Raw genomic sequence first — 26,273 nt, forward strand, 5'->3', positions numbered from 1 at the left:
TTATTCCCTTTTGATCGAAAAACCGTCGAAGAAATATAAGGTATGGGATGTGTCTATCGAGGGCCGCCGTGAACCACACCCCATACCTTCATAAAGTTAGCTATTTTTTGAGTACAATGGGAGTAACCGTTCATTGGTTTCAATCATTCAACACAGCTTCGCATAAAGCGGGCAACTCCGGCGCTTTGGCCGGAGCCGCCGGTGCTGCGGGCGTTTTCGCTTCGGCGGTAAACCACCAGTCGAGCGTTGCATCGCAGCCGTCGCCTTTAGATATTGGCTCTTGGCTTCGGCAATCGGGGTTGCTTTCCGGGCATTTCAAGCGCACATGGAAATGATCGTGATGCCCCCACCACGGGCGAATCTTTCCGAGCCAATCACGTTCTGCCGAATTTTCGCACAGATGCCGTTTGATCGCGGCATTGACGAAAATCCGTTCGACTTCCGGCATGCGCGCCGCCGTTTCGAGTATACGGTCATGGCGTTGCGTCCACTGAGTATCATCGATGCGGTCGATGGCAGTCCTTACCACTGACGGAGCGCTCCATTTTTCCCGCTCTTCCATCGTCAATGAACGCAAGGTAGCCTTGTGCGATATTAAATACCAGATATCGACATCGAGACCGGTTTGATGACTACGGTGTCCAGTCAAAGTCGGGCCGCCGCGAGGCTGCCCCAAATCGCCTATCAATAGAGTTCCCCAGCCTTGCGCCATCGCTTCGCGCCCCATGTTTTCGATGAATTGAATCAAATCGGGATGGCCGTAATAACGTTTGCGCGACAAACGCATCACTTGATACCCTTCCCCCCTGAACGGCAACGATATCGCCCCACGAATACACCCGGCCGTATAGTCGCCAATGCTTTGCGCAATATCGCGGACCGGCGCAGGTTCGCTGACCTTGGCCCATTTTTGTAGGGCGGGATTGGCTGCGGCAATTGTCGCACTTGTCAATAATGAAATGATGATCAATAGCTTTTTCATGGTTACCGATTTGGATGAGCGACTGGCGAATACTGCGAAAGGAATCATTTCATGCCCGCAACATCAATCATCATTTTCCATGCTGCTCGTATAGAGCGCTCGTTGACGTATGAAGTATTCCTGTAAATAACCATTGAAACGACGCACTGCAATCGACCGTGGCTGCAGCGAAGTGAATTCTTGCATCGGGATATCCTCGCCAACGTGCATTGCAAGATGAAAGCGCCGGTGGGGAATTTGATACCATTTTTCGGCCTTGGTCAGCGTACTGGGGTAGCAAGACATCGTCACCGGCGTCACGATTGTTTGTGCTTTTAATGCGATGCTGGCCGCGCCGCGTTGAAACCGGTAGGGTTTGCCGGGCACCGAGCGGGTGCCTTCCGGAAATATGATCATCGTGCCGCCCGACTGCAGGCGTTGTACGCATTCGTCTATCATGGTTTCGGGGTCGCCGTTACTAATATAGCCGGCATTGAGGATCGGCCCCCGCATGAACGGGTTGCGCCACAGACTGGCCTTGACGATGCAACTGGCTTGGCTGATTCTGCTGATCAGAAAGACAATATCGACCAATGTCGGATGATTGGCGACGATCAATTGTCCGGGCCTATTGAGTTTTTCCAGCCCTTCGATCTCGTAGGTCATCACGCCGATTCGATGCATCAGGCCGATAAATGCGTAAAAACTGTAATGAACGACTTTTTGGCCCCGGCGGATCTTACTCTGGTGAGTTCCTGGAATGATCGACAACACCGGAAAAACTAATACCCATAACAAGAATCCGCCGGCGCCGAAGGTAAAAAAACTGAACCCGGTACCAAACAAGCGCCAATAATAATTCAGCCGCTTTATCTGAGGTTGATGGTTTTTCGTTATTCGGTTTAATGTCCGGCCGACGCTTTGAATCATTATCAAACGGGTTTATTGTGTACGAAAATTCGGGCCCGAAGTGCCAGCAGTTTAGGCAACTGCCAAGATCCGGCCCGGTTATGCCGTGTTTCGAAACAAGCCATCGTCCGAGATGATATTTGGCGATTTAGGTATAAACCCGCAAGAAATTGTTTCCGGCAAGGTATGCATTGCGCTCTCCGTTTATACGCGCTATTGTCTTCCGCGCCGGTGCGCTCATCGTTATACATAAACCGTAGATATACCTTTCGCACTTCAAATTTCGGCAGTGCCTGAGGAGGCGCCAGGGTGTGCGGCAAAGGCTTTGCCAGCATGGAGCTGGCATAGAGCCTACAGGGATGTATTCACGGCGTCCTTTGACGGACACCCTGGCGCCGAATTTTGATCTGCGATGGGTATAGCATCTTGCCATCTTAGCCAATGTGCCCCGATACCATTAATTAATTGTCACCAGGCGCTCCCCGCTTCGACATCGCGATCAGGGGATCGCTCCCACAAGGCATCCGGCCCTCTTGAGAGAACGATACGTGGGGTATTTTTTATGCGAGTCGGCCTTATGTCCCCGGCACATTATTAACCATGGTGCCGAGATAGTCGACGAATTCGGTTAAAAACACAATCAATTCATCGATTCTATCTTTCAAATCATGCAAGAAATCGCGGTGATGATGATGTTCCTCGACGTAGAACGACAGCCCCATATAGATCGTATTCGAACCCATTACGATCATGATCAAGGCCGCCGTTTTCAACATCAAGCCTCTGAAATGCGCACTCATCTTACCGAATGCGACACTGATGAACAACATCATCGGTAGCGTTCCGGCACCGAAAGTCAGCATCAACAATCCGCCCTCGGCAATGCTTGTCGCGGATGTAGCCTTAACGGCCATTGCAAACGTCAATGGGCACGGCATCAAACCGTTCAACAGCCCGGCAATCAGCGCGCCGACGACCGGTCCCTTGGTGCTGGCGGATGCATAGCCCTTGCGCAACACATTCATCGGAATCAATCGAATCGAGCCTTGAAACGGTATCCAACCGAGAATACCCAAAGCCAAAATAATCACCACGGCGCCGATCACCATTTGCAACAAGCTTTGCAATTTGCCGAACAGACCGCTCGAAACCAACACGACGCCGAGCGAGGCTGCGGCAAAGCCGACCATCGTATAAACGAAAATGCGCGCGAGTTGATAGGCGAAATATGGGAGATAGCTTCTGGACGGTCCTGATTTCATGAAGTAACCGGAAACCAATGCGCCGCACATTCCCAAACAATGTCCGCTGCCCAACAATCCGGCCATGAACGCCAGACTGTAGTCGAAACCGCCGGCCGCAGCAATGTGATGCATGCCGTGATCCATTGTCGAATGATCCATCTTAAATCCTATTTTTTACCCAAGCGCAACGAATTGACGATCACCGACACCGAACTCAGCGCCATCGCCGCAGAGGCGATCATCGGATTAAGCTTACCCAAGGCCGCGACCGGAATCGCGATCGTGTTATAACCGAACGCCCAAAACAAATTTTCCTTGATAATGCGAATCGTATCGGTGCTCAGCTCGATTGCATCGGTCACTTTGGTAATATCGCCGCTGACCAGCGTCATATCGGCCGACTCGATCGCGATATCGGTACCGCTGCCTATCGCAAAACCGACATCGGCCGCCGCCAGTGCCGGCGCATCATTGATGCCGTCGCCGATCATACCGACATGGCGACCTTGTTGTTGGAATTCGTGGATAATCGCCAATTTATCTTCGGGCTTGGCGTTTGCGACAACCGTTTCGATACCGACTTTTGCAGCTATATAGTTAGCCGTTTTTTCGGTATCGCCGGTCACCATCAGCGTATGTACGCCCATTTTATTCAAGCGCGCGATTGCTTTGGCCGCTTGTGGTCGAGGCTTATCGGCAATACCGAAAACCGCCGACTCCTTGCCGTTTATCGCCATAAACACGGGCGTCTTTCCTTGCCCGGCATATTCGCCGGCCGCTTTCGATAAGGCATCGATCGAAACACCTTGATCAACCAACCACCCTCTATTGCCCAATAATAAATTTTGCCCCCCGACTTCGGCTAGAATGCCTCGTCCGGTTTCGCTCTTGAAATGACTGCATTCCTGTAGGACCATCGAACGTTCTTTGGCATAGTCGACAATCGCTTTACCGAGAAAATGCTCCGAATTGTTTTCTGCCGACGCAGCCAATATCAGAACTTCCTCATCGTCTACTCCGGAAATATTGAGCCACTCGCTGACTTTCGGTTTACCTTCGGTAATCGTGCCTGTCTTATCGAACACGATCGCATTGAGCTTGGCCGCCAGTTCCAGACTTTCGCCGTTGCGGATATAAACACCTTCGCGCGCAGCACGCCCTGTACCCACCATGATTGCTGCCGGAGTCGCCAAGCCTAATGCACAAGGGCAAGCAATCAATAGCACGGTAATCGCATTACCGAATGCATGAGCGAACGGCGCGCCAACCAGCAACCAGCCGCCCATCGTCAAGCCTGAAAAAACTATGACCGACGGCACGAACACCGCCGAGATTTTATCGACCTGTTTCTGAATCGGCAATTTGGAGGCCTGAGCCTGATCGACCATGTGTACGATACCGGCCAGCACGGTGTCCATACCGACCGCAGTCGCACGTATCTTCAATACGCCGCTGCCGTTGACGCAGCCGCCTATCACTTTTTGACCGACTTCCTTGACGACCGGTAAACTTTCCCCTGTCACCATCGCTTCGTCGACGGTCGAAACGCCATGAATCACTTGGCCGTCGGTCGGTATTTTTTCCCCCGGACGCACCAACAAAATATCGTCGATTGCGATATCGTCGACATCGATCGAGATTTCTTCGCCATCGCGCAACAACGTTGCGGTTTGCGGCTGCAAATCGACTAATTTTCGGATCGCCTCTCCGGCCTTGCCCTTTGCATTTTCTTCGAGATAGCGCCCCAACAAGACAAAGGTAATGATCGCGGCGGCCGCTTCGAAATAAATATGACCTCTGTTTCGAAATAATGCCGGCAAACTATAACCGTATGCGGAACCGACGCCCAACGCGATCAATGAATCCATGTTGGCGGCTCGGTGTTTCGCCAAACGAAAAGCCTTGCTGAAAAACTGCCGGCCGGACCAAAATACGACGGGCGTCGTCAAACCGAATTGCAGCCAATGCAGCCAGCGCGACGACGGCATGCTCATGCCGACTGCGACGACGGGCAGGCTCAAAATACCCGACCAGACGAAACGACGACGCGCCTCCACGATACGTTGGTGTTCTTTTTCAATCAGAATTTTGCGTTGCGATAAGGTATCCATCGCATAGGTTTTGTAACCGAGCGACGCCACTCTTGCACCGACTTCGTCCTTATCGAGCTGCCCATGGACGGTTAAAGTTTCGGTGCCGAAATTGACGCTGGCATGTTTGATCGCCGGATCGCGCTTCAGCACCATTTCGATTAGCAAAGCGCAGGACGCGCACGTCATGCCTTCGACGGCAAGATCGACTTCTTGCAGCGGACCGTCAAAGTCTTTCTTTCTTGCTTGGCGATCGATGCTTTGTTTATGAGCGATATTACCGAGTACCGCATCGATCAAAATCAGTAAATTCTTTTTCGGAAGGCTAGCCGGGTCAAATTCGATCACGACCGAACCCAGCGAGAAAACCGAGCGAACCGCTTTGATTTCCGAGCGCTTTTTTAGCAGGATTTCAAAAATATAACCTCGTTCTTGGTCTTTTTTTAGTATTGGAGATTCGATCCGAATGCGCCGGGATAATTGATGAACTAGCCGGAAGTTTTTAAAAGTCACGCTTTGGGAATCCATATCGATTTAGACGGTAATATCAGGCCAGTGAATAACAACAAATACTGCGATTTGAAAATTATGCCGCACAAGGCGGCATAGAAATAAAGAATTTATTTTTTACGTGACCGTATCAATAAATAAAACATATAGAAGATCGCCATCCATTCATAACGATATTTGAATGGCTTCACGATCCATTGCTGGGTAATGTGCTGCCAATGCAACTTGATCAGAAACAGCACTAAAATATCGTTTAAAAAGTCGATAACGGCTTTTTCAGGATCGTTTAAAAAAGCTTTGGGTTTTTTTAAACCGATTTTTCCGACGACTTTAGCGGCATGTACCGTATCTTTGGCATCGGTGTATTTTCGTTTAAACCAATTGAGAGGACCCGGTTTAGCTTTATTACTAATGGCTCGTACTTTCCATAGCCTCGATTTGGCTATAGGCTTCGGATTAAAAAGCCCAGTTTTCTCAATCTCGGCTAGGATTTGATACAACTGCTTGACCAGCGATTCGAACTCGCAAATCGTTTCTTGAAAACGTATCGATAATTTTTGTTGTCGCCGATATAGCACGACCCGATAAACTCCGTCGAGTTCAAGCAATTTTTCGGTCAACGCTTTAGCCGCAGCGGAATCGCAGGCTTCCGAGGGAATTTGAAACCTGACATGTCCGTTCTCCCGATAACGCAACACAAAACTTCTTTGGATAGCCATAATTCAAACATTGCCTTAGTAGAAACAAAAACGGGCGTTCCGACAAATCAGTACAGAACACCCGTTAAATACTCCGCATAAACAAATTCGCGGATTTCTATTCGACCCTTTTATTGATTAGTGCAGTCACTATCTCTTATATCCTTATCGGCGTCGAATAAAATAATCATGCCATAACAAAATATGACCGAAGTATAACAATAATTCATCTATCCAGGATGAATCGACTTCAGCTTCGACCTATAAGCTATTATTCTTTTGTTTCTGCAACGATATCTTCTAAATTCTCTTTTTGTTGCAAAACAAAATCTTTTCCGGCATCGACCACTTTCGTGGTTCCCGAAATAATTTCCTTACGATATTTATAGATCACGTAACCGGCGGCTACACCTAAGCCGAAAACCAATAACGGATGCTTGGCCGCTTTACCGAGCAATTTGCTTCCGCCTTGAACCGTTGCAGAAGCCATCGAACCTTTAACAATTTCTTTAGACATGGAATTCATCCCCTGTTGTGCGGTTTTGCCGTGCACATGTTTCATATAGTCTTTTCCTTAATTATTCAATTTAATGATAGAAGTTAGGCTTACTCGGATTTTTCGGATTCAGGTAGAATTTGATCCTCGTGCAGCATCTGATAAATTCCTTTACATCCTTCACAACAAAAATCTTTATCACCTTCTTTGGTTTTCAACTTGAACCCCGGCGTCTCCACCGTTAAACCACATAAATCACAAGCTTTTTTGGTATCGTTCATTCTGAATTCTTGATTTGATTTCATTTCCTAACGGCGGATATTAGCAAAATAAATTTTACACAACAAGCGCTTACTCTAAGAGCTAAAGCAAGCTCATGAGAATTAATGACAATTTAATTTAACAAAGAAAGTTGTTTGATAGGAAAAGTATAGAACGGGCTGAGAACCAATCATAAAATACCCATCGTAGAACAAAATTCGGCGCCGGAGTGTCCGTTAAAAAACGCTCCGGCACCGAAATTTGACTAGCAAAGGGAATAATTACGAAGCGGCCGTTTTTGTCGATGATCGATAAGCGCCGCTCGCGGCACGATTTGATGCTTTCATTAACGCGATTCTTAATGCACCAGTCAAGCTTGCACCCAAGCCTAACCGCATTGCCAACGCCGGCAACACTATCATGGATGCTACAGCCAAACCGGCACCCACTAACAGGGCGCCATTGTTATCAAAATTGACTTCATTTTCCACACGCGCTAAATCTTGACTCATTTTTTTTACCTCTGCAGACAATTAAGCAATTAACTCAATGCTATAAACATAAGCAGAATGAATGCCAACTTATAACTATTTGTTTTTATTATAAATAATAAATACGGAAGAGGCGGTCAATAAAAAAATAGGTTAAATAACACAGTTTTATTGTGTCATTTGACCTATTTTTAGAAACAGACTGTTTCATTTCCGATCAAAATGTCGACAGGTCTTCTTTTTCTCATTGCGGAGCGTGTCGTTCGAGGCAAGCCAGTTTTTGTATTGCGGATACAGGAATACTCTGCGCCGACATCAGGTACGCGTAGCGTACCCTAAAATTCACTTTGAATAGTTAGGAATATGTACAAAGTATACCTTTCGCACTTCAAATTTCGGCGATGCTTAAGGAGGCGCCGGGGTGCTCGGCAAAGGCTTTGCCAGCATGGATGCTGGCATAGAGCCTACATGGACGTATTCACGGCGTCCTTTGACGGGCACCCCGGTGCCGAATTTTGATCTACGATGGGTATAACTTATACAAGTAGTAGGCTTTGTGGCGGCTTGGTGACTCGCTTGACAGGACGTCGTGAATACGTCCATTTAGGCTTGACGGCGGAATCTGATTGCCATGGATGGCATGAATGCAGATTTTGCAGGAGCAAAAATCTGCCCTGCCGCCGACACCTGTCAATCGAGCCACCAACCCCCCTCCTTCAACAGTTGTCTAATTTATTTCATGCTCGTTCCTTAAGCGTTTCCGGTAGTGACAGGAGTTTTCAACTTTTACCGCATACAGAACCTAATAAATGTAGCGCCTATGAACTAAGTCATTGAATTATATAAGCTAGATTCATAGTAATGAAAGAACACACCGTTATCGCATACAATATTAATAAACAGCAATTCCCAGTTTGAGCAGTTTCGCCGATTTTAGGGTGTGGGGTATGCCTGTCGAGGAACGCCGTAAACCCATCCATGGGGGCTTGGCGGCAGCTCGAACGCCAAGGATGGCGTGTAGTAGGGCAATGCAGGAGCAATTGCCGAGGAGCAAAAATCTGCCCTGCTGCCGACATCCTCGCCAAGCATACCCCACACCCTTTTTGATCTCCAAATTGGGAATTGCTGATTAATAAACCCATTATTTTTTTCCATAAACTATGCCGCATTTACTATTTTCACTCAGAGGGGTACCAGAAGACGAAGCCGAGGAAGTTCGCGAACTTCTAAGCGAACATTCGATCGACTTTTATGAAACGTCGGCAGGTAACTGGGGAATTTCGATGCCGGCTTTGTGGCTTAATGATCAAACCCAACTCCAACAAGCACAAATCCTACTGCATCAATATCAAAAGCAGCGGGCGCTGAGTCAGCGAGCATTGTACGAACAACTTAAAAAAGAAGGCAAAGCACCAACACTTTTAGGCAACCTTAAGCATAATTCTATCCGCTTGTTGGTTTATCTTGCCGCTATCGCATTGGTACTTTATGCATCTGTAAAGCTGATTTTCGAATTCGGCTTTACAGTGCCTTGAGCGGTCATTTGGGCATTCGCCTCGAAACATGAATATAAAAGCCTTGCCATCCCTGCACTGGATTTCGCCGATTCCTACCGGAATGCAGCGTTTTTCCTTAAAGTTTGGCGCTATGGCAAAACGCCTTATTAAAACTGTGTTAAATAACACAGCTTTAATAAGGCTGAAATATAATTTCTTCGGTGTAATTCTGCCCGGCATCCTTACATTAAACGTATTCCATGGCATTGGCATTAGTCGCCATTCAATCATCAATCCCAAAAGCCGCGAATAAGCTTTGCAAAAACGACTACTTTTAACTCGACGCCTAGCTCCGTTCCTAGGTCAACAACTTACACGATCGGAATACACTTTTTGCTTGGCCCTTTGCGAAACATTGTTAAGAATATTGATACGCGCTTCATCATCTACCACCCCCCAAGATTTGATTTCTTCGAGCGTGCGATAGCAACCTAAGCAAACATCGGCGTCGTCGAGACAGCAATTACCGACACAAGGGGAGTCTACGCGTTTATGCTGAATCATTTGAGTTTTACCGCAGTTCCATAAGCCATGATTTCGGACGCATTGGCCATGATCGCACTGGTCGTAAACCGAATATTAATCACAGCATCGGCGCCGCGACGCTGTGCTTCTGTCACCATTCGTTCAATGGCAAGGTCCCTAGCATCGGCTAACATTTCAGTGTAGCCTTTAATTTCACCGCCAACCAATCCTTTTAAAGCCGCCATGAAATCGCGCCCTACATGCTTTGATTGCACAATATTACCCACTACCACGCCCAAGTTTTCAGTAATCTCTCGTCCCGGCACATCCGGTGTTGTTGTAAAAATCATTGTTAATTTTCCTTTTTAAATAAAAGCCTAGGCCCGCCGCTTACAAACGGGCATAAAACTAGATCAGCATGCCGCCGTTGATTTTATACCATCCGGTAAGGCGGCATCTGAATCGACTCGATGCACCGACCGGTCATCGTTATCAACCCGATATAACGATCATCGCCCGACGCCGAGAATTCAAATTCGAAAGAACGCATCAACCTTAACTTACCGAATTCATCTCTTTTAAACGTCATCCGACTTAATGCGACACAATCGTCCAACATTTGCACATCCATATCCGCACAGTGTTTTCTTGCGGCCAGATAAGCATATTCTCTAATCGACAAAGCATCCGACCAACAGAAAAGAACTACAATCAATAAAAAAATCAGAAGCACTTCAACTTGCATCGGTCGCCCCTAAAATTGCGTATTAGTGTAAAGATCGAGTGATTCCTCTAATACGACCTAACAATCGGTGCAATCTATCCGAATTTTATTGGCTTAGCAAACGAGACGTTTATCTTTCGCCCATGAAACTACGGTATTAGCTAATGAAAGCAGTGGAGTTTTAGCCGAAACGTTTTTACTTCTAGAGAGGCATTATTATGAACTCATTGCAAAAAATTTTATTGATCCATCATCATATAAAGCCGAAACAACTGCATGGCGCACAAGAATCGGCGCAACAATACGGCATCGAACTCGAACCTCTTTTATTGAACGATTTTTTGCTTAATCCCAAAAAACAACTTAATGGAAGACACCATCTAGTGAGCCTGCTGGAAAGCGCAGATCTTTCTTTGTTACTCAACCAGGCGCATCGATACCACTTCAGTATAGGACTGCTGCCCGCACATAAATCGTCAATCGTCTGCCGCCTTTTCAACATTCCGACCCAAATCGAGAAAGCGTTACCGCTTGCCATCTCGCCAAATAAGGCTATCGATCTCGACTTGTTACTGTGTAATGACGAGGCCGTTTTGTTATCGGTGATGGTCGGCTATGTACCTTTTTTTAATTTTCGCCAACAATATTACGAACGGCAATCCTTGTTAAGAAGATTAATTCATCTCATCAAAAATGCCGCTAGCCTTACCCGCCTGAAACCATTCGATTTGAGCATTGCCACCGAAAAACGCGATCAAATCAAAACTGCGGTCACCGGTGTATTAATCATTGAAAACGATATCGAAGCGTTTGCGGCTAACTTGGTCAACGAAACGATATCATCTCAAGACAATAAGCTATCGGCCATGCTGGTCGCGCCTTGTTCAACTGTCGATTATCTGTTTTTTTTGCTGGATTGTTTTTATTATAAAAACCGAACAGCCGCAAGACTTCCTAAAGCGGTTAGCTATATCAAAACCCGCGAACTCACACTGAGCACTTCGAAGAAATTGGATTATTGGATAGACGGGCGCCCCTGTAAAGCAGAAACATTGTTTTTCAAATGCATACCGGACAGCATTAAGATCATTGTCGGCGAACAATTCAAATTCGTCCATGATACCCATGAGGCAGAAAAGGAAACTCTAAAAATCAATAACCTACCTCAAAACGAAGTGCGTTTGCAGCGTTTGCGGAAAAAAGTCCCATTTTTTTCGGTTGCGCAGGAAGACGACTTTAAGGACCTGTTCCTAATGCTCAAGGAAAATGCCCAACTCTCCGGGCCGTTTTTGGTATTGATGGTGCTGAGCAGCATGCTGGCGACATTCGGTTTATTTTTAAACAGTGCACCGGTCGTGATTGGTGCAATGATCCTAGCACCACTAATGGCGCCGATCGTGTCGCTATCGATGGCTATTTTGCGTAATGACCGCAAACTGTTTAATAATGCGATTTGGGTGTTTTTAATTGGCCTTATAGCCGCCATTGCGGTATCGGCTTTAACAACGCTAATATTGCCTTACGAAAAGATCACTGAAGAAATCCACGCCCGATTGCAACCGAGTTTATTGGACCTCGGTGTCGCAATCGTATCGGGTATGGCCGCCGCCTATGCTCACGCCAAAGAAAACATACTGAAAAGCCTTCCCGGCGTGGCGATTGCCGTTGCGCTAGTTCCACCACTTTGCGTAATCGGTATCGGCTTAGCTTGGCACGATTGGGTAATTGTCAGCGGCGCCGGCTTATTATTTCTGACTAACTTTGCCGGAATCGCCATGACCGGCGCGCTAACGTTTCTGTTTTTGGGCTTTTCCACCGTAATTCGCATTAATTGGGGCCTTGGGTTCTCGCTGCTATTAATCGCGTTGGTGAGCATTCCACTCTACGATTCGTTAATGACCGATATTAACCATGGCCGAATTACCTCAGCCGTCGGAAGCCAGACTTATATGGTCAATGGCAAAACTATTCAGCTTGATGACGTCAGGGTCATTTCGGCCGGCGACACCCTTTGCCTTTCAGCTGTATTGGGCAGCTCCGAAAACATTAGCTCACAAGACGTTGAAGTGCTTCGAATCGATATCGAAAAACTCCTTGATCAACCGGTTAAGATTGAAGTCACATTGAAAATTATTAGTTCGGCATATAATCACCCGTAATTTTTTAAATTATCAGTTATCATGTCTAACTCCTCTCCCTTCCAACGCGCTAGAGAAGCTCCGAACCTTCCTACCGGTACGGTCAAATTTATCCTGTACTGTATTAGCAGTTTCCCGGGTCTATTGACGTTAATGTTAATTCTCGAGACCGGACAGGCGGCATGCAATATTCTGGTGCCTTATGCAGTCAAGGCCATTATGGATGGCGTCGCTTCATTGACCGGGGACACCGGCCCGGTACTGAAAACATTGCAACAACCATTGCTATTGCTGGCAGGCTTGGCTTTGGCCGAGATCATCTTCAGTCGAACCAGCGGTGCATTGCTGATTATTATCGGACCTCGTTTGCGGCAAAGAACAACACAAAAACTTTTTGCTTATTTGCAGTATCACTCGGTTAGCTACTTCGGCCACCACTTTGCCGGAGCGCTGGCGCATCGCATTAGCGAAACCGCGATCAGTGTCAATCATACAACGTGGTCGGTTTTGTGCGAATTTTGGCCAATTACAATAACCTTTAGCGTGTCGATTTTTTTATTGCTAGGGGTTCATCAGGGTTTGGGGCAATACGTTGCAAGCTGGGTACTGGCCTATATTGCCATTTCTTATTGGCTTGCCACCCGCTGTCAGCATTACGCAAAAAGTTACGCCGCGACTCGCAGTCAGGTCAACGGCAAAATCGTCGACGCGGTCAGCAACATGCTTAACGCAAAGTTGTTTGCCCGGCTCGATTACGAACGCCGTTATTTGAATGAATATTTGGAAACCGAAGTTCGGGCCGGACGCCGCACATTTTGGTATATGGAACGGGTCCGTTGGTTTCAATTCATTGCCGCCGCCGCACTCAAGATCGGCACGGTCTACTATGCGCTCACACTTTGGGAAGGCGGCATAATCAGTGTCGGCGATTTTACAATGAGTATTGCCTTGGCGTTATTGATTATCAGCGATGCCCGTAATCTAACACGACGTTTTTTAGAGTTTTTCGAATATGTCGGCAATGTTGCCAACGGTATCGATACCATCGTTCGTCCTCACGAAATTGTCGACAAACCTGAAGCTACACCTCTAATCGTGACACATGGCAGGATCGAGTTCCGTCATGTTCGTTTCGGTTACGATCCCTCGCAACCGGTTTTCGAAGACTTGAACGTCATCATCGAACCGGGGCAACGGGTTGGTTTAGTTGGTTTTTCCGGGTCCGGAAAATCGACCTTTGTCGCGCTAATGCTGCGCAATTACGAGCCTCAAGACGGAGCGATTCTAATCGATGATGTCGATATTGCTGGCGTATTTCAAGATTCCTTGCATGAACAGGTCAGCCTGATTCCTCAGGATCCGAGCTTGTTCCACCGCAGCCTCAAAGAAAATATCGGTTACGGCAAACTGGATGCGGAGGATGCGGAAATCATTGGCGCAGCTGATCTCGCTCACGCCGACGAGTTTATCAAAGACATGAAAGAAGGTTACGATGCCCTGGTAGGAGAACGCGGCGTTAAGCTGTCCGGCGGACAGCGTCAGCGCATCGCCATCGCTCGCGTCATGCTGAAGGATGCGCCGATTCTTATTCTTGACGAAGCCACATCCAGTTTGGATTCGGTCACTGAAAAAACCATTCAGGAAAATCTCGACCGAGCCATGGGCCGTAAGACCGTCATCGCCGTTGCGCATCGTTTATCGACGATCGCCCATCTCGACCGCATTTTGGTCTTCGACAACGGCCGAATCGTCGAGGACGGCAGCCATAATGAATTACTGGATCGAAAAGGATTTTATCATCGGCTTTGGTCAATGCAGGCAGGAGGCTTTTTGCCGGAAGAGGCGGTTAGCGGTTAGCGGTTAGCGGTTAGCGGTTAGCGGTTAGCGGTTAGCGGTTAGCGGTTAGCGGAATAGTTTAAACCGCCTTTGTCGTTGAACAAGCGGAGAAAATTGTTCTGACAATCATTGCTTTACTAAGCGACGGTTCGATCTATATAGGTGTGCGATAGATCACTTTACAGACTAGCCTAGCAAAAACTAACAAAACGGTCGTGAAAAAAGTTAAAATGAGCGGCTTTTAACTCTCCGCGCACTTTCAAGCTGGATAACTATTATGTTAAGCAAATATAACACCGATGACTTAAGAATCAGTGAAACGAAAGAAGTCATCGCGCCTGTTGCAGTACACGAAGAACTGCCGATGAATGAACTCGCGGCGACTACGGTGCTGCAAACGCGCGCCGAAATTCATGACATATTAACCGGAGATGACGACCGCTTGTTAGTCGTGATCGGCCCGTGTTCGATTCATAATCCGGAAGCGGCGATCGAGTATGGAAAAAGACTCAAAACGATCAAAGACGAATTGAACAAAGATCTTCTGATCGTAATGCGGGTTTATTTCGAAAAGCCCAGAACGACGGTCGGCTGGAAAGGTCTGATCAACGATCCCGATCTGGATTCCAGCTTCGATATCAACAAAGGCCTGCGTATTGCCCGGCGCCTATTGCTGGATCTAAACACACTGGGCATGCCGGCCGCAACCGAATATCTCGATTTAATCACACCGCAGTATGTTTCCGACTTGATTTCGTGGGGGGCCATCGGCGCAAGAACTACCGAGAGTCAGGTGCATCGCGAATTGGCTTCCGGTCTGTCCTGTGCGGTCGGTTTCAAGAACGCGACCGACGGCTCGATCAAAATCGCGATCGACGCAATCGGCGCCGCAATGAGCCCCCATCACTTCCTCTCGTTAACGAAAGAAGGCCGTTCGGCGATATTTTCGACGCGCGGCAATGAAGATGCTCACATTATTTTACGCGGCGGCAACGGCCAGCCCAACTACGATGCGGTCAACGTTGAAAAAGTCGCGGAGGGGCTGGAAAACTCAGGATTAAGACCGCGCATTATGATCGATTTCAGCCATGCGAATAGTTTGAAACAATATCAACGTCAGCTGATCGTCGGCGAGGATGTCGGCGGGCAAATAGCCTGCGGCGACAAACGCATCATCGGCGTCATGATCGAAAGCCACTTAAAGGCCGGACGCCAGGATGTAATTCCCGGCAAACCGTTGACTTTCGGACAAAGTATTACCGATGCCTGCCTAGGCTGGGAAGATTCGATACAGTTGTTGAAAGATCTTGCTGCGGCAGTCGTTGCACGCAGAAAGACTGAAAATTAAAACGGAGCGTAAACGTGAACATATTGTTAAATGGCGAATCCCGCGAGTATCCGGAAGCGACAACGGTCGCGCGGGTTATAACCGATATTGGGCTAAGCGGCAAACGCATCGCGGTTGAATTGAATAAAGAAATCCTGCCATTCGACCGCTACGAGCAGCAAACGCTGCAAGACAACGATCGTCTCGAAATCGTTCATGCCATCGGCGGCGGCCAAGACGATACTTTCACCGTAGCCGGCACCCGCTTTCATTCGCGCTTATTGGTCGGCACAGGTAAGTATAAAGACCTGGAGGAAACCCGCCTGGCTATCGAAGCTAGCGGTGCTGAAATCGTTACGGTCGCGATCCGACGGACCAATATCGGCCAAAACCCGGGCGAACCCAATCTACTCGATGTAATTTCGCCTGATAAGTACACGATCTTGCCGAATACCGCCGGTTGCTTCACTGCCGACGATGCTGTGCGGACCTGCCGTTTGGCCAGAGAGTTATTGGGCGGCCATAAACTGGTCAAACTGGAAGTCTTGGCCGACCAAAAAACCTTATTCCCCGATGTCGCCGAAACGTATGTTGCGGCGGAATTATTGGTCAAGGACGGCTTCGATGTGATGGTTTATACCAATGACGACCCAATTGCCGCAAAAAGACTGGAGGATATCGGCTGTGTTGCGGTGATGCCATTGGCTGCACCGATCGGTTCGGGATTGGGCATTCGTAATCCATACAACATTTTGACCATCGTCGAGAACGCCAACGTACCGATTCTGGTCGACGCCGGCGTCGGAACGGCTTCCGATGCCGCTATCGCGATGGAGCTCGGCTGCGATGGCGTGCTAATGAATACCGCGATCGCCGCCGCCCAACATCCGGTCATGATGGCTGAAGCGATGAGAAAAGCAATCGAAGCCGGTCGCCTGGCATTTTTAGCCGGACGCATGCCAAGAAAACGATTCGCTTCGGCTTCGTCGCCGATCGACGGTTTGTTTCTTTAAACCTAGAAAAAGACTTTGAAGGTCAAGTGTAAGTTAATTCAATAACTTGCCCAGCCTAAACAAATCAAGCACCCATGACCCAAATACCGAAAAATGTTAAAGCTGGGCTTGCTATGCGTTTGCATAGAACTTTCGTTCACCCAAAAGATTAGCGGAAATATTACTGTGGAAGTTCGTAGATTTTGGCTCTTTATCTAATTTTTCGATATAAGAAGCTCGGCAGAGAAAATGCCGGTTCCGGAGAGGGTGCGGTTCAGGCGTCGGCGGCAGGGAAAGCCGCCGTCGAGCCTACATGGACGTATTCACGGCGTCCTGTCGGGCGAGTGACCGCACCCTCCCCAACGCCTAGCACTTTCATTTACTGGGGCGATTACCAGACTTTCATGAACTTTAGGTAATCTCTTGAAATACTTCATGTGCTTCATGATTAAACTGCCAAATAGGATTCGCTTGGCTGTTTTTTCAACTCTAAGCACATGCATTCGCACTGAACTGTTGGGTTACGCTTCGCTAACCCAACCGATTCAGCCGTATTCATTAATATTGCAATATAAACGCCGAACTCCGTCAGCATGAATTCCCCCGATTTATCCAACGCCGGCAAAATCCGAAGCTTTTCGCGGCGTCAAGGCCGTATCACCGCCGGCCAGCAGCAAGCACTCACCGATTCCTGGGATAAGTACGGCCTGGAGCCCGGTATCGAATGCTGTTTCAGCGAAATTTTCGGACGCGAAGCGCCGGTTATCGTCGAAATCGGTTTCGGAAACGGCGATAGCCTCGCGGACATGGCCGAGGCGAACCCCGGTTGCGATTACATCGGTATTGAAGTGCATAGACCGGGCGTCGGCCATTTGATTATGCAACTGGAAGCGCGCGAACTGAGCAATGTCCGAATTTTTTGCCATGATGCAGTCGAGATTCTGGCCCGAAGCATCCCCGATCAAAGCCTAGCGGGTGTCCATCTATTTTTTCCCGACCCTTGGCCGAAAAAACGTCACCATAAACGGCGTATCGTCAAACCGGCCTTCGTCAATTTGGTCACGGCAAAATTGACACGGGGCGGTTATTTTCATTGCGCGACGGATTGGGAAAACTATGCTAAGCATATGCTGGCGGTATTATTAAATGCACCGGATCTTAATAATGCCGAAGCCGGCGGAGGATTTAGCGAGCGTCCCTCTTATCGGCCCTTAACTAAATTCGAAAGCCGTGGACTACGCCTCGGCCACGGCGTTTGGGATTTGATTTTTAAAAAAAACTAGTACTCAGTCAATCTTGTTTTGCCGGGGAAAAGTAAATCCGTTCGTCCTGAGCAAAGTAAGCGCCCTTCGGTCGCATGGCGTTACTATGAAACAATCGCTGTTTGACGTATTTTTTTGTATTTTTACATCTTGTCAAGATATTGATTTTAAACGCATAAAAATCCATTTCTTGAGAACCTGCCGAAGGATGAGCGGATTTACGCTGAGCTAAACTATTTTTACCCGACATTGTAAAAATGACTGAGTACTAAATATCTGTGTAAATAAAAAAGGCGCGAAAGGCAATTGCGTCATTCGACAACACCAAGAAGAGAACACATTAAGCATTGTGTAGGCGTATCCGAGAAAATCATACAACAGAGCTCACAACCGAAGTGCTCTGTTCACTGTTCCCTGTTCACTATTTACTTCTCACTGTTTACTGTTCACTATCAGCCGACATATCCAATTGCATCGCCTTAATGATCGTGGCCAATTCGCTTCGCTGTCTTTTTAACGGCTCTAGCTCTTGCTCCAGAATCGCTATATTTTCAGCAACGCTACCTTTGGATTCATTAATCTTTCTCAGCATTTGCAAACGCCCTTCAATCTGTTTTTTATGATCCTTGATTTGATGCATCAACGGTGTCAGCACGCTGTTACTCCAGGCGGCGGCGTCTTTTTGGGCATGTTTCATAATATTTCGCGCTTTACTAATTAACGTACTATAAAGCTTATTAATTACAATGCTTTGTTCAGTCAATGTGGTTTTTGCACTGGTCCGGAATACTTCCCCTTCTTCGAAGATCTGCTCTAATTCGAACTGATATTGCTTAATCGAGAAAAGTTGCGGTTCGATTTCCTTGAAACCGTATTCGTCCTGAAACTTTTTATGAATCGCTTTAACCAAACGGCGTGTTTCATTAGTCGTATCGACTGCGTCTTGCAATAAATCCCGTAAATCGTCGAACAACTTACGAATTTGCTGCTTCATGCCGTATGTCGTTAAACTCTTGGTCATATCTTCCCGAGTCTGCCGGATGATCTCATCGACTTTTTCCTTGGCAAACGAGTCAATAAGGATTTTTGCCTGCACGCTAAAAACCTTGCGACTGGCTTGAAAATTTTCGACATTGATCATGTAATGCTGTTGCCTGTCGCGGGTTTCGGCCATCAGCTTTTCGGTCATTTCATGATTTTCAAAATCCAGCTTCTTGAACTCCTCCAATTGCTTGGTAGCATTGGTCAACTTACCGTCGGTAAGATTAGACGATTCGCCCACCAAAAAACCGATATCTTTTTTAATCGTATTGAGTAATATTTGCCGCCGTTGCTTCAGGATGTCGTCGGACAAATATTTTTCCAAGGAATATAACCGACTTTTTTCGAGCAACACGTCATCGGATTTGACCTTCGCCAGCAGCGCCTGCTTTGCCGATACCGGAAAGATGGATGATTCGTCGATATTTAAAATTCCGGCCGACGTGCTAATTTGCGATTCTATAGCTGCGTCATAACCCGTCTCACCGGCTAGATCGTCCCACATCGAATCGATTTTGTTCATGACGACCGCTAATCCATGCTTTCTCCCGCCCCTAGCGCTACAAACATGATTACGCCACATTTCCAAGTCACTCTTCGTCACTCCGGTATCGGCAGCTAGAACGAATATGATTGCCTGAGCGCTTGGAAGCATGTTCAACGTCAGCTCAGGCTCGGTACCTAATGCATTTAAGCCCGGCGTGTCGAGAATACAAAGTCCTTCCTTCAATAACGGATGCGGAAAACTGATTAATGCATGGCGCCAACATGGAATTTCAACGGTTTCAGGATTAACGACCCCTTGCTCGGCCGCTTCACGTTCGTTCCATAATCCCAATTTATCCGCTACATCCCTTGGCACGCTCTTTGTGGCGATCAACTCTTTAAATGCTTCTTGCATTTGCGTCGGAGAATCGAAATTTAGATCGATTTGTGTCCAGCGAGCGGGATTGTTTTTATACTCGGCCAGCGAAATATCTTCTAAGCGACTTTCTATATTCAGCAGACGAATATAACTGCCCCCCTCCTCGTCATAAAATACTTCGGTAGGCGACATCGTTGTCCGACCAGGAGCTGAAGGCAACAATCGAACACCGGTTTCGGCAAAAAACAAAGCATTGATCAGCTCCGTTTTGCCGCGCGAAAACTCCGCAACAAAAGCCAGCGTAACGCGGTCCGATTCTAAGCCATTAAGGATATTCAAAATTGTCCCGGTGCTATGAACATCGTTCATCCCGTAACGGATACGCCATTCTTGATACATTTCAATCGCTTGTACCAACTGACTGCGCCACTGCGAATATTCATGCAGCTGTTCTTTAAATTCCGGGTTCCTCATGGCTGGCCTTTTTTTCGGTCATTAGTCTGCAAGATGATAAGGTCGCTTGAGTCTTTCACGCAACCGAAGCGAACGAAGTATAACGATGTAATGCGGGTAAGTGTAGACCATATCGTTGAATCTGTTAGTCACGCACAACTATTTTTAAATACCGTATTGTTTGCGGTATTCGATAATTGCATCAACTGGATAGCCTAAATCCTGAACAGTTTCCAAATATTCAATAATCTGTTCGAGTGAAACGATACTTTGGACAGGCATATCATACGTTTGCCTGACTTCCTCTGTAGCGGATTGCCCATCCGGGCCTTTTTCCTGCCGATCCAGCGCGATAAGCACGCCCGCAGGATAAGCACCCTCTCCGTTAATAATGGAGACGGACTCGCGCACAGACGTCCCAGCCGTAATCACATCATCCAAAATCAGAACGTTCCCGGACAAAGACGTACCGACGATCACTCCGCCCTCGCCGTGATCCTTGGCTTCCTTGCGATTGAATGCAAACGGCATATCTCTTCCGGTTAGTCGAGCATAAGCAATCGAAGTCGCGCTAACCAACGGAATGCCTTTATATGCCGGGCCGAACAACATATCGATATCTAGCTTCGACTCCAGCAAGGCCCGCGCGTAAAACTCGCCTAATTTGCCCAATTTCGCACCGGTATCGAACAATCCGGTATTGAAAAAATAAGGGCTCATGCGTCCCGACTTTAATTGAAATTCACCGAATTTGAGCACGCCGCAGTCCAGGGCATACTGAATAAAATCTTTTTGGTAATCAAGCATTGCGTTTCTTTATGTAATAGTTTGAAAGATAAGGTGTAAATTGCTTTAAGTATGGGGGTCACGGGGCCCTCGATAGACATATCCCATACCTTTTATTCTTAGGCGGTTTTTCAATCAAAAGGAAGTAGGCTAATTTGCCCTCGATACCTGTTATGACGATCTCTCACGTTCCTCCGAGGGATTCTACACCTTGGCTGCCGAAACTAAATCGCTATGCATTCCCAGGCTGGGGCAGTGGAAACGAGAAATAGGGCAATTATTTATACTTTTTCACACTTCAAATTTCGGTAGTGTCTGAGGACACCCCGGTGCCGAATTTTGATCTACGATGGGTATATGACCAAACCCTCATTCAACGAATGAATTTTTCAAGGATGGTATCGAGAAAATTCCAACCGTGCTCCGAGCAGCGGTAATGATCATCCGTAAAATCGACCAAGCCTTGCGCGATACATTGCTCAAGGCCCGGCTGCAGACTGTCGAGACTCAACCCCGTAACGGCGCGATAGTGCGCTTCGGTAAAACCCTCTTTAAGCCGGAAATGATTCATCGCGAATTCAATAGGAAGATTATCGGCTTCGCACAAGACGGGGTTTTCCTCGCCAAGCGTTTGCATATATAACTCGGGGCTTTTAGGTTTAACGCTACGATAAATCTCGAAGGGCAGCTCCAAACTGATTTTACCGTGCGCACCTGCGCCGATCCCCAGATAATCGCCGAATTGCCAATAATTGCGGTTATGTCGGCACTGAGCACCCGGCTTGCTGTAGGCGGAAATTTCGTACTGCCAATAGCCCGCGCTTTCCAATAATACTTGGCATTGCATTTGCTTTGCAAAGATACTTTCCTCTTCCGGTAGTTGCGGCGGAAACTTATGAAAATAAGTATTCGGCTCCAACGTCAACTGGTAAAAAGAGATATGAGCGGGATTCAAATCGACGGCGGTACGAATATCGGACAAGCCGTCATATTCGCAAACTTCCGGCAAACCGAACATTAAGTCTAGATTGAAATTGGAAAAGCCGACACGTTGCGCAATTTCCGCCGCGTGAATCGCCTCGGCCGACGAATGAACCCTTCCCAATTTTTTCAATTGCGCATCATTAAAACTTTGCACGCCGATCGATAATCGATTAATCCCGATAGCTCGAAATTCAGCGAATTTACCGCTTTCAAAGGTACCTGGATTGGCTTCGAGCGTGATTTCGGCGTTATCGGCTAGCTTCGTTTGACACCTAATACCGCAAAGCAATCGATCGATCGCTTCGGGTGAGAACAAACTGGGCGTTCCGCCGCCAATGAATATCGTCCCAATGGCGGGCTGCCGAACGGCAAAGCGCTCCAAATCTAGGCTCAAATCTTGCAACAAAGCATCGATATAGCGAATTTCGGGTAACTCACCCTTGACCGCATGAGAATTGAAATCGCAATAAGGGCACTTTTTGATGCACCAAGGTATGTGAATGTATAAACTTATCGGCGGCAAGATTTTTTTGCACATGATTGAAGATGAGGTATTTTAACACCGAAATCATTGTAAACGCTCGCTTTCCCTTTTCCTGACGAGAAGCATGTCTTGTTTAACACTCCGACGTTCTGCAGCAATAATTAAGCGAAAAACAAGACCGTTCACAGACACTGCGTTCCGAATTGATGCGGCTAAATTTAAAGAGTATGTTATGCAATACGGTAAACGCTTGGAAAGTTGACGTCTTACTCTCTTTTAATCGCAAAATCGTCTGAGAATATACCTTTCGCACTTCAAATTTCGGCAGCGTTTAAGGAGGCACCGGGGTGCCTGGCAAAGAATTGATTTTTTCAGGTATTTAAAACTACTTATTGAACATCAACGCATTCTAATTGGTAACACTATGCGGCTATTATTGGTCGAAGACGATGAAATTCTGGGCGACGGCATACAAGCCGGCCTAACGATGGAAGGCTATGCGGTCGATTGGCTTAGGAACGGCGCGCAGGCAGATGAAGCACTGAAATCCAACAGTTATGAACTGATTGTAATGGATCTTAATCTGCCGGGTATGGACGGCTTAAACCTACTTTCCGAAATCAGAAAACGAAAAGATGAAACCCCGGTCTTGATCTTAACGGCGCGGGACGGCATCGACGATCGAGTTACTTTACTCGATAGCGGCGCCGACGACTTTGTCGTTAAACCATTCGATTTATCGGAAGTCTGCGCCCGCCTTCGAGCACTAGCCAGAAGACAAGCGGGGCGAAGCGTCTCTCAAATCGAACATAAAGGCATCGTGCTAGATCCCGCGGCGCATACCGTCACGATCCATAACACCCCGGTTAATTTATCGCAAAAGGAATTCGGCATTTTAAATTTTTTAATGAATAATATCGGCAAGGTCGTTTCCAAGGCGCGTATCGAGGAAGCCTTATATTCCTGGGGTTCTGAAATAGAAAGCAATACTGTCGAAGTGCATATTCATCATCTACGCAAAAAACTAGGCTCGGATTACATCCGCACAGTCAGAGGCGTCGGCTACATACTCGATGAGAATTAATGCGTTACTCACTTAAAGGAGTGCTGCTGTTTGCATTGCTTTCAGCAACCATAGTCATCTGGGCTGTTACGGCATATATCAGCTATAGGGTCACACGCGATGAAGTCGTCAAACTATTCAATGCCGAACTCGAACAATCCGCTCAAGCGCTATATTCGTTTGTCGGACAATTGCTTTATAAAGGCTCGCTGAATGAATTATGGGATTTGGACAGCCCTGAAAAAATGCCGCCACCCGACCAGCAACTCACGCAATTACGTAAAAAAATATCGTTTCAATTAATCGATAAAACCGAGGGTTTGATTTTAAGGTCGAAAACCGCACCCAAACAACCGATGTCGCATTCGACAAACGGCTACACCAAAACCGAGGTAGCAGGACATACTTGGCATGTTTTCAGCGTTTCCAATGATGAAGACGAATATATCGTTCATGTCGGTCAACGTGACGATATCCGTCAGGAATTGAAAGACGAAATCGCCAACCATTTAATCAAACCGCTATTGATCAGCTTGCCTTTATTCGGACTGGTCATTTGGATCATTGTCGGCCGCTCGCTCAAACCGGTCAATCGCCTGGCGCGGCAACTGGCGAAGCGCGAGGCTAATTACTTAAAACCCCTATCGACGCGCTGGCTTCCGACTGAAATCATACCGGTAGTCGAGTCCTTGAACACTTTATTCATCCAGCTTGAGAAAGCCTTCGAAAACGAACGGCGCTTTACGGCCGACGCTTCGCATGAACTTAAAACCCCGCTCGCGGGCTTGTTAACTCAAGCCCAAGTCGCGATAAAAACAACCGACGCTGGCGTCAGACAACAAGCATTAAGCCGTATTGAACAGGCAGTGAAACGGATGACCGGCCTAGTACAACAGTTATTGACTTTTTCGCGCATCGAATCGGACCCCAGTTACTTGACTAAACAACCGATCAAATTGAGCAATGAAATTATTCAAATCATTGCCGAAATGGAACCGGAAGCCCATAAAAAACAAATTACCATGGGTTTTGATAACGACACCGACAGTTTAGTCATGGTCAATTCCTTACTCATCAATATCTTAATAAGAAATATCGTCGATAACGCAATCAAATACACGCCAAGAGGCGGCAAAATATTGATTAGCCTGACCGCACAAGGAAACCGCCCTTGTTTATGTGTCGAAGATTCGGGGCCGGGCATTCCGACCGAACAATTCGAAAATGCATATCAACGTTTTTACCGTTGCGTCGAAACCGCCAACCATGCTCAGGGCAGCGGTCTCGGCTTATCGATGGTGAAAAGAATCGCGGCCTTGCATCATGCCGAATTACAGATGGCTCAATCCCGCTTTGGCGGCTTGCGCATCGCGTTACTCTTTCAAGCCCAACAAACCGATTACCCGGTGGCCCCAAACATCAATTCGGATTTTTTCAAAAAACCGCCTTATGCTTGGCACCAATTAAAAAAATAATATACCTATACCTTTCGCACTTCAAATTTCGGCAGTACCTGAGGAGGCGCCGGGGTGCTCGGCAAAGGCTTTGGCAGCATGGATGCTGTCATAGAGCCTACAGGGACGTATTCACGGCGTCCTTTGACGGGCACCCCGACGCCGAAATTTGACTAGCAAAGTGTATACATCGCTTATCGACATTCGATAGCATTAGGCTCTTCGACGACTGAATTGCATAACTCGCCAATACCTTCGATTTCAATACGAACCGTTTGCCCGGGCTTCAGATAACCGCGCGGTTTCATTTTAACGCCGACGCCCGACGGCGTGCCGGTTGCAATGACATCGCCAGGCTCGAGCGTCATAACTTGACTCAAATAAGCAATCATTTGATAGCAATTAAAAATCATGTGCCGAGTATTGGAATTTTGCCGTAATTCATCATTAACCCAGGTCTTGATCGTCAAATTATGCGGATCGATGATTTCATCCGGCGTGACTAGCCATGGCCCGAGCGGGCCATGTGTATCGAACGATTTACCCAGCGTCATCGTCGGCGAACGGGCCTGCCAATCCCTAACCGACACATCGTTGGCAATCGTGAAGCCAGCGATGACTTGATGCGCTTGTTCCAGAGGCACATGACGGCAACGCTTGCCGATTACAAATGCCAACTCGCCCTCATAATCCAGTTTTTCCGATACCTTAGGCCGATGAATCGGTTCACCGCTACCGATTACACAAGTTGTTTGCTTATTGAAAAATGTCGGGTATTCGGGTTTTTCCTTGCCGGTTTCCTCAATGTGTTCGGCATAATTAAGGCTGATCGCTAAATATTTCCCTGGTCTCGGCACCGGTGCATGCACTTTCACCTCTGCAACCGGCAGGCGATGCGTGCCTGTATCGACGAGTTGTTGCAACGCCTCTAATGCCGGAGCGCCAGCGTTTAGAAAATCGATCATCGAGACCGAAAGCGCACTATCCCCGAAACCGTCGACAATTTCATCGCCGACGACAGCGCCAATTCGTGTTTGCCGATTATGCGTAAAAGTAATTAATTTCATCGTTTGCTTCGTCCTACCATTGGAATGAGACATTAATTTTAAATGATCCGGTATAAGGAAAATACGCCTCATTGGTTTTGGCTCTTCAATGAACCACGAATGCCCCGGATGCCATT

Annotated in this window: 25 protein-coding genes; 9 read left to right on the forward strand and 16 right to left on the reverse strand. The window is 47.4% G+C overall.

Annotated elements, in window-relative coordinates; all coding sequences use genetic code 11:
- Positions 1-139: 139 nt before the first annotated feature.
- From mepA to METBU_RS0114440, 8 genes are all read right to left on the reverse strand, one after another.
- On the reverse strand, positions 140-982 hold the full coding sequence (gene mepA / locus METBU_RS0114400) for a penicillin-insensitive murein endopeptidase (protein WP_026130239.1): 843 nt from the start codon (positions 980-982) through the stop codon (positions 140-142).
- 63 nt (positions 983-1,045) lie between these two features.
- Positions 1,046-1,891, reverse strand: coding sequence for a lysophospholipid acyltransferase family protein (locus METBU_RS0114405; RefSeq protein WP_017841304.1), 846 nt, complete (start codon positions 1,889-1,891; stop codon positions 1,046-1,048).
- 554 nt (positions 1,892-2,445) lie between these two features.
- Positions 2,446-3,273, reverse strand: a complete 828-nt coding sequence (locus METBU_RS0114415; protein WP_017841306.1) for a sulfite exporter TauE/SafE family protein — start codon at positions 3,271-3,273, stop codon at positions 2,446-2,448.
- 8 nt (positions 3,274-3,281) lie between these two features.
- Positions 3,282-5,732, reverse strand: coding sequence for a heavy metal translocating P-type ATPase (locus METBU_RS0114420; RefSeq protein ID WP_017841307.1), 2,451 nt, complete (start codon positions 5,730-5,732; stop codon positions 3,282-3,284).
- A gap of 92 nt (positions 5,733-5,824) precedes the next feature.
- A complete protein-coding gene (locus tag METBU_RS0114425) occupies positions 5,825-6,433 on the reverse strand; it encodes a hypothetical protein (protein ID WP_017841308.1) in 609 nt (202 codons plus the stop codon).
- 250 nt (positions 6,434-6,683) lie between these two features.
- Positions 6,684-6,974, reverse strand: coding sequence for a hypothetical protein (locus tag METBU_RS0114430; RefSeq protein ID WP_014146685.1), 291 nt, complete (start codon positions 6,972-6,974; stop codon positions 6,684-6,686).
- 44 nt (positions 6,975-7,018) lie between these two features.
- On the reverse strand, positions 7,019-7,189 hold the full coding sequence (locus tag METBU_RS0114435) for a heavy metal translocating P-type ATPase metal-binding domain-containing protein (RefSeq protein WP_017841309.1): 171 nt from the start codon (positions 7,187-7,189) through the stop codon (positions 7,019-7,021).
- A 261-nt stretch (positions 7,190-7,450) separates the two neighbouring features.
- Positions 7,451-7,681 carry a hypothetical protein gene (locus METBU_RS0114440; RefSeq protein WP_017841310.1) on the reverse strand — a complete coding sequence of 77 codons (231 nt, stop codon included), beginning with the start codon at positions 7,679-7,681 and terminating at the stop codon, positions 7,451-7,453.
- 1,139 nt (positions 7,682-8,820) lie between these two features.
- Between METBU_RS0114440 and METBU_RS0114445 the strand changes: the two genes are divergently transcribed.
- Positions 8,821-9,195, forward strand: coding sequence for a DUF6164 family protein (locus tag METBU_RS0114445; protein WP_017841311.1), 375 nt, complete (start codon positions 8,821-8,823; stop codon positions 9,193-9,195).
- A gap of 28 nt (positions 9,196-9,223) precedes the next feature.
- A complete protein-coding gene (locus tag METBU_RS27595; RefSeq protein ID WP_138767049.1) occupies positions 9,224-9,469 on the forward strand; it encodes a hypothetical protein in 246 nt (81 codons plus the stop codon).
- Positions 9,470-9,519: 50 nt separating this feature from the next.
- Here the strand turns inward: METBU_RS27595 and METBU_RS0114450 are convergent, their stop codons facing one another.
- The 3 genes from METBU_RS0114450 to METBU_RS0114460 form a co-directional block, all read right to left on the reverse strand.
- Positions 9,520-9,720 carry a DUF1289 domain-containing protein gene (locus tag METBU_RS0114450; RefSeq protein WP_017841312.1) on the reverse strand — a complete coding sequence of 67 codons (201 nt, stop codon included), beginning with the start codon at positions 9,718-9,720 and terminating at the stop codon, positions 9,520-9,522.
- A complete protein-coding gene (locus tag METBU_RS0114455; RefSeq protein WP_017841313.1) occupies positions 9,717-10,031 on the reverse strand; it encodes a YbjQ family protein in 315 nt (104 codons plus the stop codon). The genes METBU_RS0114450 and METBU_RS0114455 overlap by 4 nt, the downstream gene beginning before the upstream one ends.
- Positions 10,032-10,114: 83 nt before the next feature.
- Complete coding sequence (locus METBU_RS0114460; RefSeq protein WP_017841314.1) at positions 10,115-10,426, reverse strand: DUF3301 domain-containing protein; 312 nt, start codon at positions 10,424-10,426, stop codon at positions 10,115-10,117.
- Between the two features lie 197 nt (positions 10,427-10,623).
- Here METBU_RS0114460 and METBU_RS0114465 point away from each other — a divergent pair, with 197 nt between their 5' ends.
- From METBU_RS0114465 to trmB, 5 genes are all read left to right on the forward strand, one after another.
- On the forward strand, positions 10,624-12,564 hold the full coding sequence (locus METBU_RS0114465) for a DUF389 domain-containing protein (RefSeq protein ID WP_017841315.1): 1,941 nt from the start codon (positions 10,624-10,626) through the stop codon (positions 12,562-12,564).
- A 21-nt stretch (positions 12,565-12,585) separates the two neighbouring features.
- Positions 12,586-14,400 carry an ABC transporter ATP-binding protein gene (locus METBU_RS0114470; RefSeq protein WP_026130241.1) on the forward strand — a complete coding sequence of 605 codons (1,815 nt, stop codon included), beginning with the start codon at positions 12,586-12,588 and terminating at the stop codon, positions 14,398-14,400.
- A gap of 256 nt (positions 14,401-14,656) precedes the next feature.
- On the forward strand, positions 14,657-15,727 hold the full coding sequence (gene aroG, locus METBU_RS0114475) for a 3-deoxy-7-phosphoheptulonate synthase AroG (RefSeq protein WP_017841317.1): 1,071 nt from the start codon (positions 14,657-14,659) through the stop codon (positions 15,725-15,727).
- A gap of 14 nt (positions 15,728-15,741) precedes the next feature.
- Positions 15,742-16,719: a sulfur carrier protein ThiS gene (thiS, locus tag METBU_RS0114480; RefSeq protein ID WP_017841318.1), complete on the forward strand. Its 978-nt coding sequence runs from the start codon at positions 15,742-15,744 to the stop codon at positions 16,717-16,719.
- Between the two features lie 572 nt (positions 16,720-17,291).
- Positions 17,292-17,981: a tRNA (guanosine(46)-N7)-methyltransferase TrmB gene (gene trmB / locus METBU_RS0114485; RefSeq protein ID WP_017841319.1), complete on the forward strand. Its 690-nt coding sequence runs from the start codon at positions 17,292-17,294 to the stop codon at positions 17,979-17,981.
- A gap of 7 nt (positions 17,982-17,988) precedes the next feature.
- Here the strand turns inward: trmB and METBU_RS0114490 are convergent, their stop codons facing one another.
- From METBU_RS0114490 to hemW, 4 genes are all read right to left on the reverse strand, one after another.
- On the reverse strand, positions 17,989-18,210 hold the full coding sequence (locus tag METBU_RS0114490) for a hypothetical protein (protein WP_017841320.1): 222 nt from the start codon (positions 18,208-18,210) through the stop codon (positions 17,989-17,991).
- Between the two features lie 189 nt (positions 18,211-18,399).
- Positions 18,400-20,340 carry a dynamin family protein gene (locus METBU_RS0114495; protein WP_017841321.1) on the reverse strand — a complete coding sequence of 647 codons (1,941 nt, stop codon included), beginning with the start codon at positions 20,338-20,340 and terminating at the stop codon, positions 18,400-18,402.
- Between the two features lie 144 nt (positions 20,341-20,484).
- A complete protein-coding gene (gene pyrE / locus METBU_RS0114500; protein WP_017841322.1) occupies positions 20,485-21,126 on the reverse strand; it encodes an orotate phosphoribosyltransferase in 642 nt (213 codons plus the stop codon).
- 352 nt (positions 21,127-21,478) lie between these two features.
- A complete protein-coding gene (gene hemW / locus METBU_RS0114505; RefSeq protein ID WP_017841323.1) occupies positions 21,479-22,627 on the reverse strand; it encodes a radical SAM family heme chaperone HemW in 1,149 nt (382 codons plus the stop codon).
- A gap of 370 nt (positions 22,628-22,997) precedes the next feature.
- Here hemW and METBU_RS0114510 point away from each other — a divergent pair, with 370 nt between their 5' ends.
- Both METBU_RS0114510 and METBU_RS0114515 read left to right on the forward strand, forming a co-directional pair.
- A complete protein-coding gene (locus METBU_RS0114510) occupies positions 22,998-23,657 on the forward strand; it encodes a response regulator (RefSeq protein ID WP_017841324.1) in 660 nt (219 codons plus the stop codon).
- Positions 23,657-25,111 carry an ATP-binding protein gene (locus METBU_RS0114515; RefSeq protein ID WP_017841325.1) on the forward strand — a complete coding sequence of 485 codons (1,455 nt, stop codon included), beginning with the start codon at positions 23,657-23,659 and terminating at the stop codon, positions 25,109-25,111. Before METBU_RS0114510 ends, METBU_RS0114515 begins: the two co-directional genes overlap by 1 nt.
- A 173-nt stretch (positions 25,112-25,284) precedes the next feature.
- Here METBU_RS0114515 and METBU_RS0114520 read toward each other — a convergent pair whose 3' ends face one another.
- Positions 25,285-26,157 carry a fumarylacetoacetate hydrolase family protein gene (locus tag METBU_RS0114520; protein ID WP_017841326.1) on the reverse strand — a complete coding sequence of 291 codons (873 nt, stop codon included), beginning with the start codon at positions 26,155-26,157 and terminating at the stop codon, positions 25,285-25,287.
- Between the last annotated feature and the right edge of the window lie 116 nt (positions 26,158-26,273).

The sequence above is a fragment of the Methylotuvimicrobium buryatense 5G genome, assembly GCF_000341735.1.
Classification (GTDB): Bacteria; Pseudomonadota; Gammaproteobacteria; order Methylococcales; family Methylomonadaceae; genus Methylotuvimicrobium; species Methylotuvimicrobium buryatense.

What these genes read in the sequence shown, in the direction of transcription:
- pyrE (WP_017841322.1), bottom strand. Translation starts at nt 21,126, where the DNA reads ATGCTTGATTACCAAAAAGATTTTATTCAGTATGCCCTGGACTGCGGC.
- METBU_RS0114435 (WP_017841309.1), bottom strand. Translation starts at nt 7,189, where the DNA reads ATGAACGATACCAAAAAAGCTTGTGATTTATGTGGTTTAACGGTGGAG.
- aroG (WP_017841317.1), top strand. Translation starts at nt 14,657, where the DNA reads ATGTTAAGCAAATATAACACCGATGACTTAAGAATCAGTGAAACGAAA.
- METBU_RS0114420 (WP_017841307.1), bottom strand. Translation starts at nt 5,732, where the DNA reads ATGGATTCCCAAAGCGTGACTTTTAAAAACTTCCGGCTAGTTCATCAA.
- METBU_RS0114425 (WP_017841308.1), bottom strand. Translation starts at nt 6,433, where the DNA reads ATGGCTATCCAAAGAAGTTTTGTGTTGCGTTATCGGGAGAACGGACAT.
- METBU_RS0114415 (WP_017841306.1), bottom strand. Translation starts at nt 3,273, where the DNA reads ATGGATCATTCGACAATGGATCACGGCATGCATCACATTGCTGCGGCC.
- METBU_RS0114405 (WP_017841304.1), bottom strand. Translation starts at nt 1,891, where the DNA reads ATGATTCAAAGCGTCGGCCGGACATTAAACCGAATAACGAAAAACCAT.
- METBU_RS27595 (WP_138767049.1), top strand. Translation starts at nt 9,224, where the DNA reads ATGAATATAAAAGCCTTGCCATCCCTGCACTGGATTTCGCCGATTCCT.
- METBU_RS0114440 (WP_017841310.1), bottom strand. Translation starts at nt 7,681, where the DNA reads ATGAGTCAAGATTTAGCGCGTGTGGAAAATGAAGTCAATTTTGATAAC.
- METBU_RS0114450 (WP_017841312.1), bottom strand. Translation starts at nt 9,720, where the DNA reads ATGATTCAGCATAAACGCGTAGACTCCCCTTGTGTCGGTAATTGCTGT.
- METBU_RS0114445 (WP_017841311.1), top strand. Translation starts at nt 8,821, where the DNA reads ATGCCGCATTTACTATTTTCACTCAGAGGGGTACCAGAAGACGAAGCC.
- METBU_RS0114430 (WP_014146685.1), bottom strand. Translation starts at nt 6,974, where the DNA reads ATGAAACATGTGCACGGCAAAACCGCACAACAGGGGATGAATTCCATG.
- METBU_RS0114495 (WP_017841321.1), bottom strand. Translation starts at nt 20,340, where the DNA reads ATGAGGAACCCGGAATTTAAAGAACAGCTGCATGAATATTCGCAGTGG.
- METBU_RS0114520 (WP_017841326.1), bottom strand. Translation starts at nt 26,157, where the DNA reads ATGAAATTAATTACTTTTACGCATAATCGGCAAACACGAATTGGCGCT.
- METBU_RS0114490 (WP_017841320.1), bottom strand. Translation starts at nt 18,210, where the DNA reads ATGTCGGGTAAAAATAGTTTAGCTCAGCGTAAATCCGCTCATCCTTCG.
- METBU_RS0114515 (WP_017841325.1), top strand. Translation starts at nt 23,657, where the DNA reads ATGCGTTACTCACTTAAAGGAGTGCTGCTGTTTGCATTGCTTTCAGCA.
- METBU_RS0114510 (WP_017841324.1), top strand. Translation starts at nt 22,998, where the DNA reads ATGCGGCTATTATTGGTCGAAGACGATGAAATTCTGGGCGACGGCATA.
- METBU_RS0114455 (WP_017841313.1), bottom strand. Translation starts at nt 10,031, where the DNA reads ATGATTTTTACAACAACACCGGATGTGCCGGGACGAGAGATTACTGAA.
- trmB (WP_017841319.1), top strand. Translation starts at nt 17,292, where the DNA reads ATGAATTCCCCCGATTTATCCAACGCCGGCAAAATCCGAAGCTTTTCG.
- METBU_RS0114465 (WP_017841315.1), top strand. Translation starts at nt 10,624, where the DNA reads ATGAACTCATTGCAAAAAATTTTATTGATCCATCATCATATAAAGCCG.
- METBU_RS0114470 (WP_026130241.1), top strand. Translation starts at nt 12,586, where the DNA reads ATGTCTAACTCCTCTCCCTTCCAACGCGCTAGAGAAGCTCCGAACCTT.
- hemW (WP_017841323.1), bottom strand. Translation starts at nt 22,627, where the DNA reads ATGTGCAAAAAAATCTTGCCGCCGATAAGTTTATACATTCACATACCT.
- mepA (WP_026130239.1), bottom strand. Translation starts at nt 982, where the DNA reads ATGAAAAAGCTATTGATCATCATTTCATTATTGACAAGTGCGACAATT.
- METBU_RS0114460 (WP_017841314.1), bottom strand. Translation starts at nt 10,426, where the DNA reads ATGCAAGTTGAAGTGCTTCTGATTTTTTTATTGATTGTAGTTCTTTTC.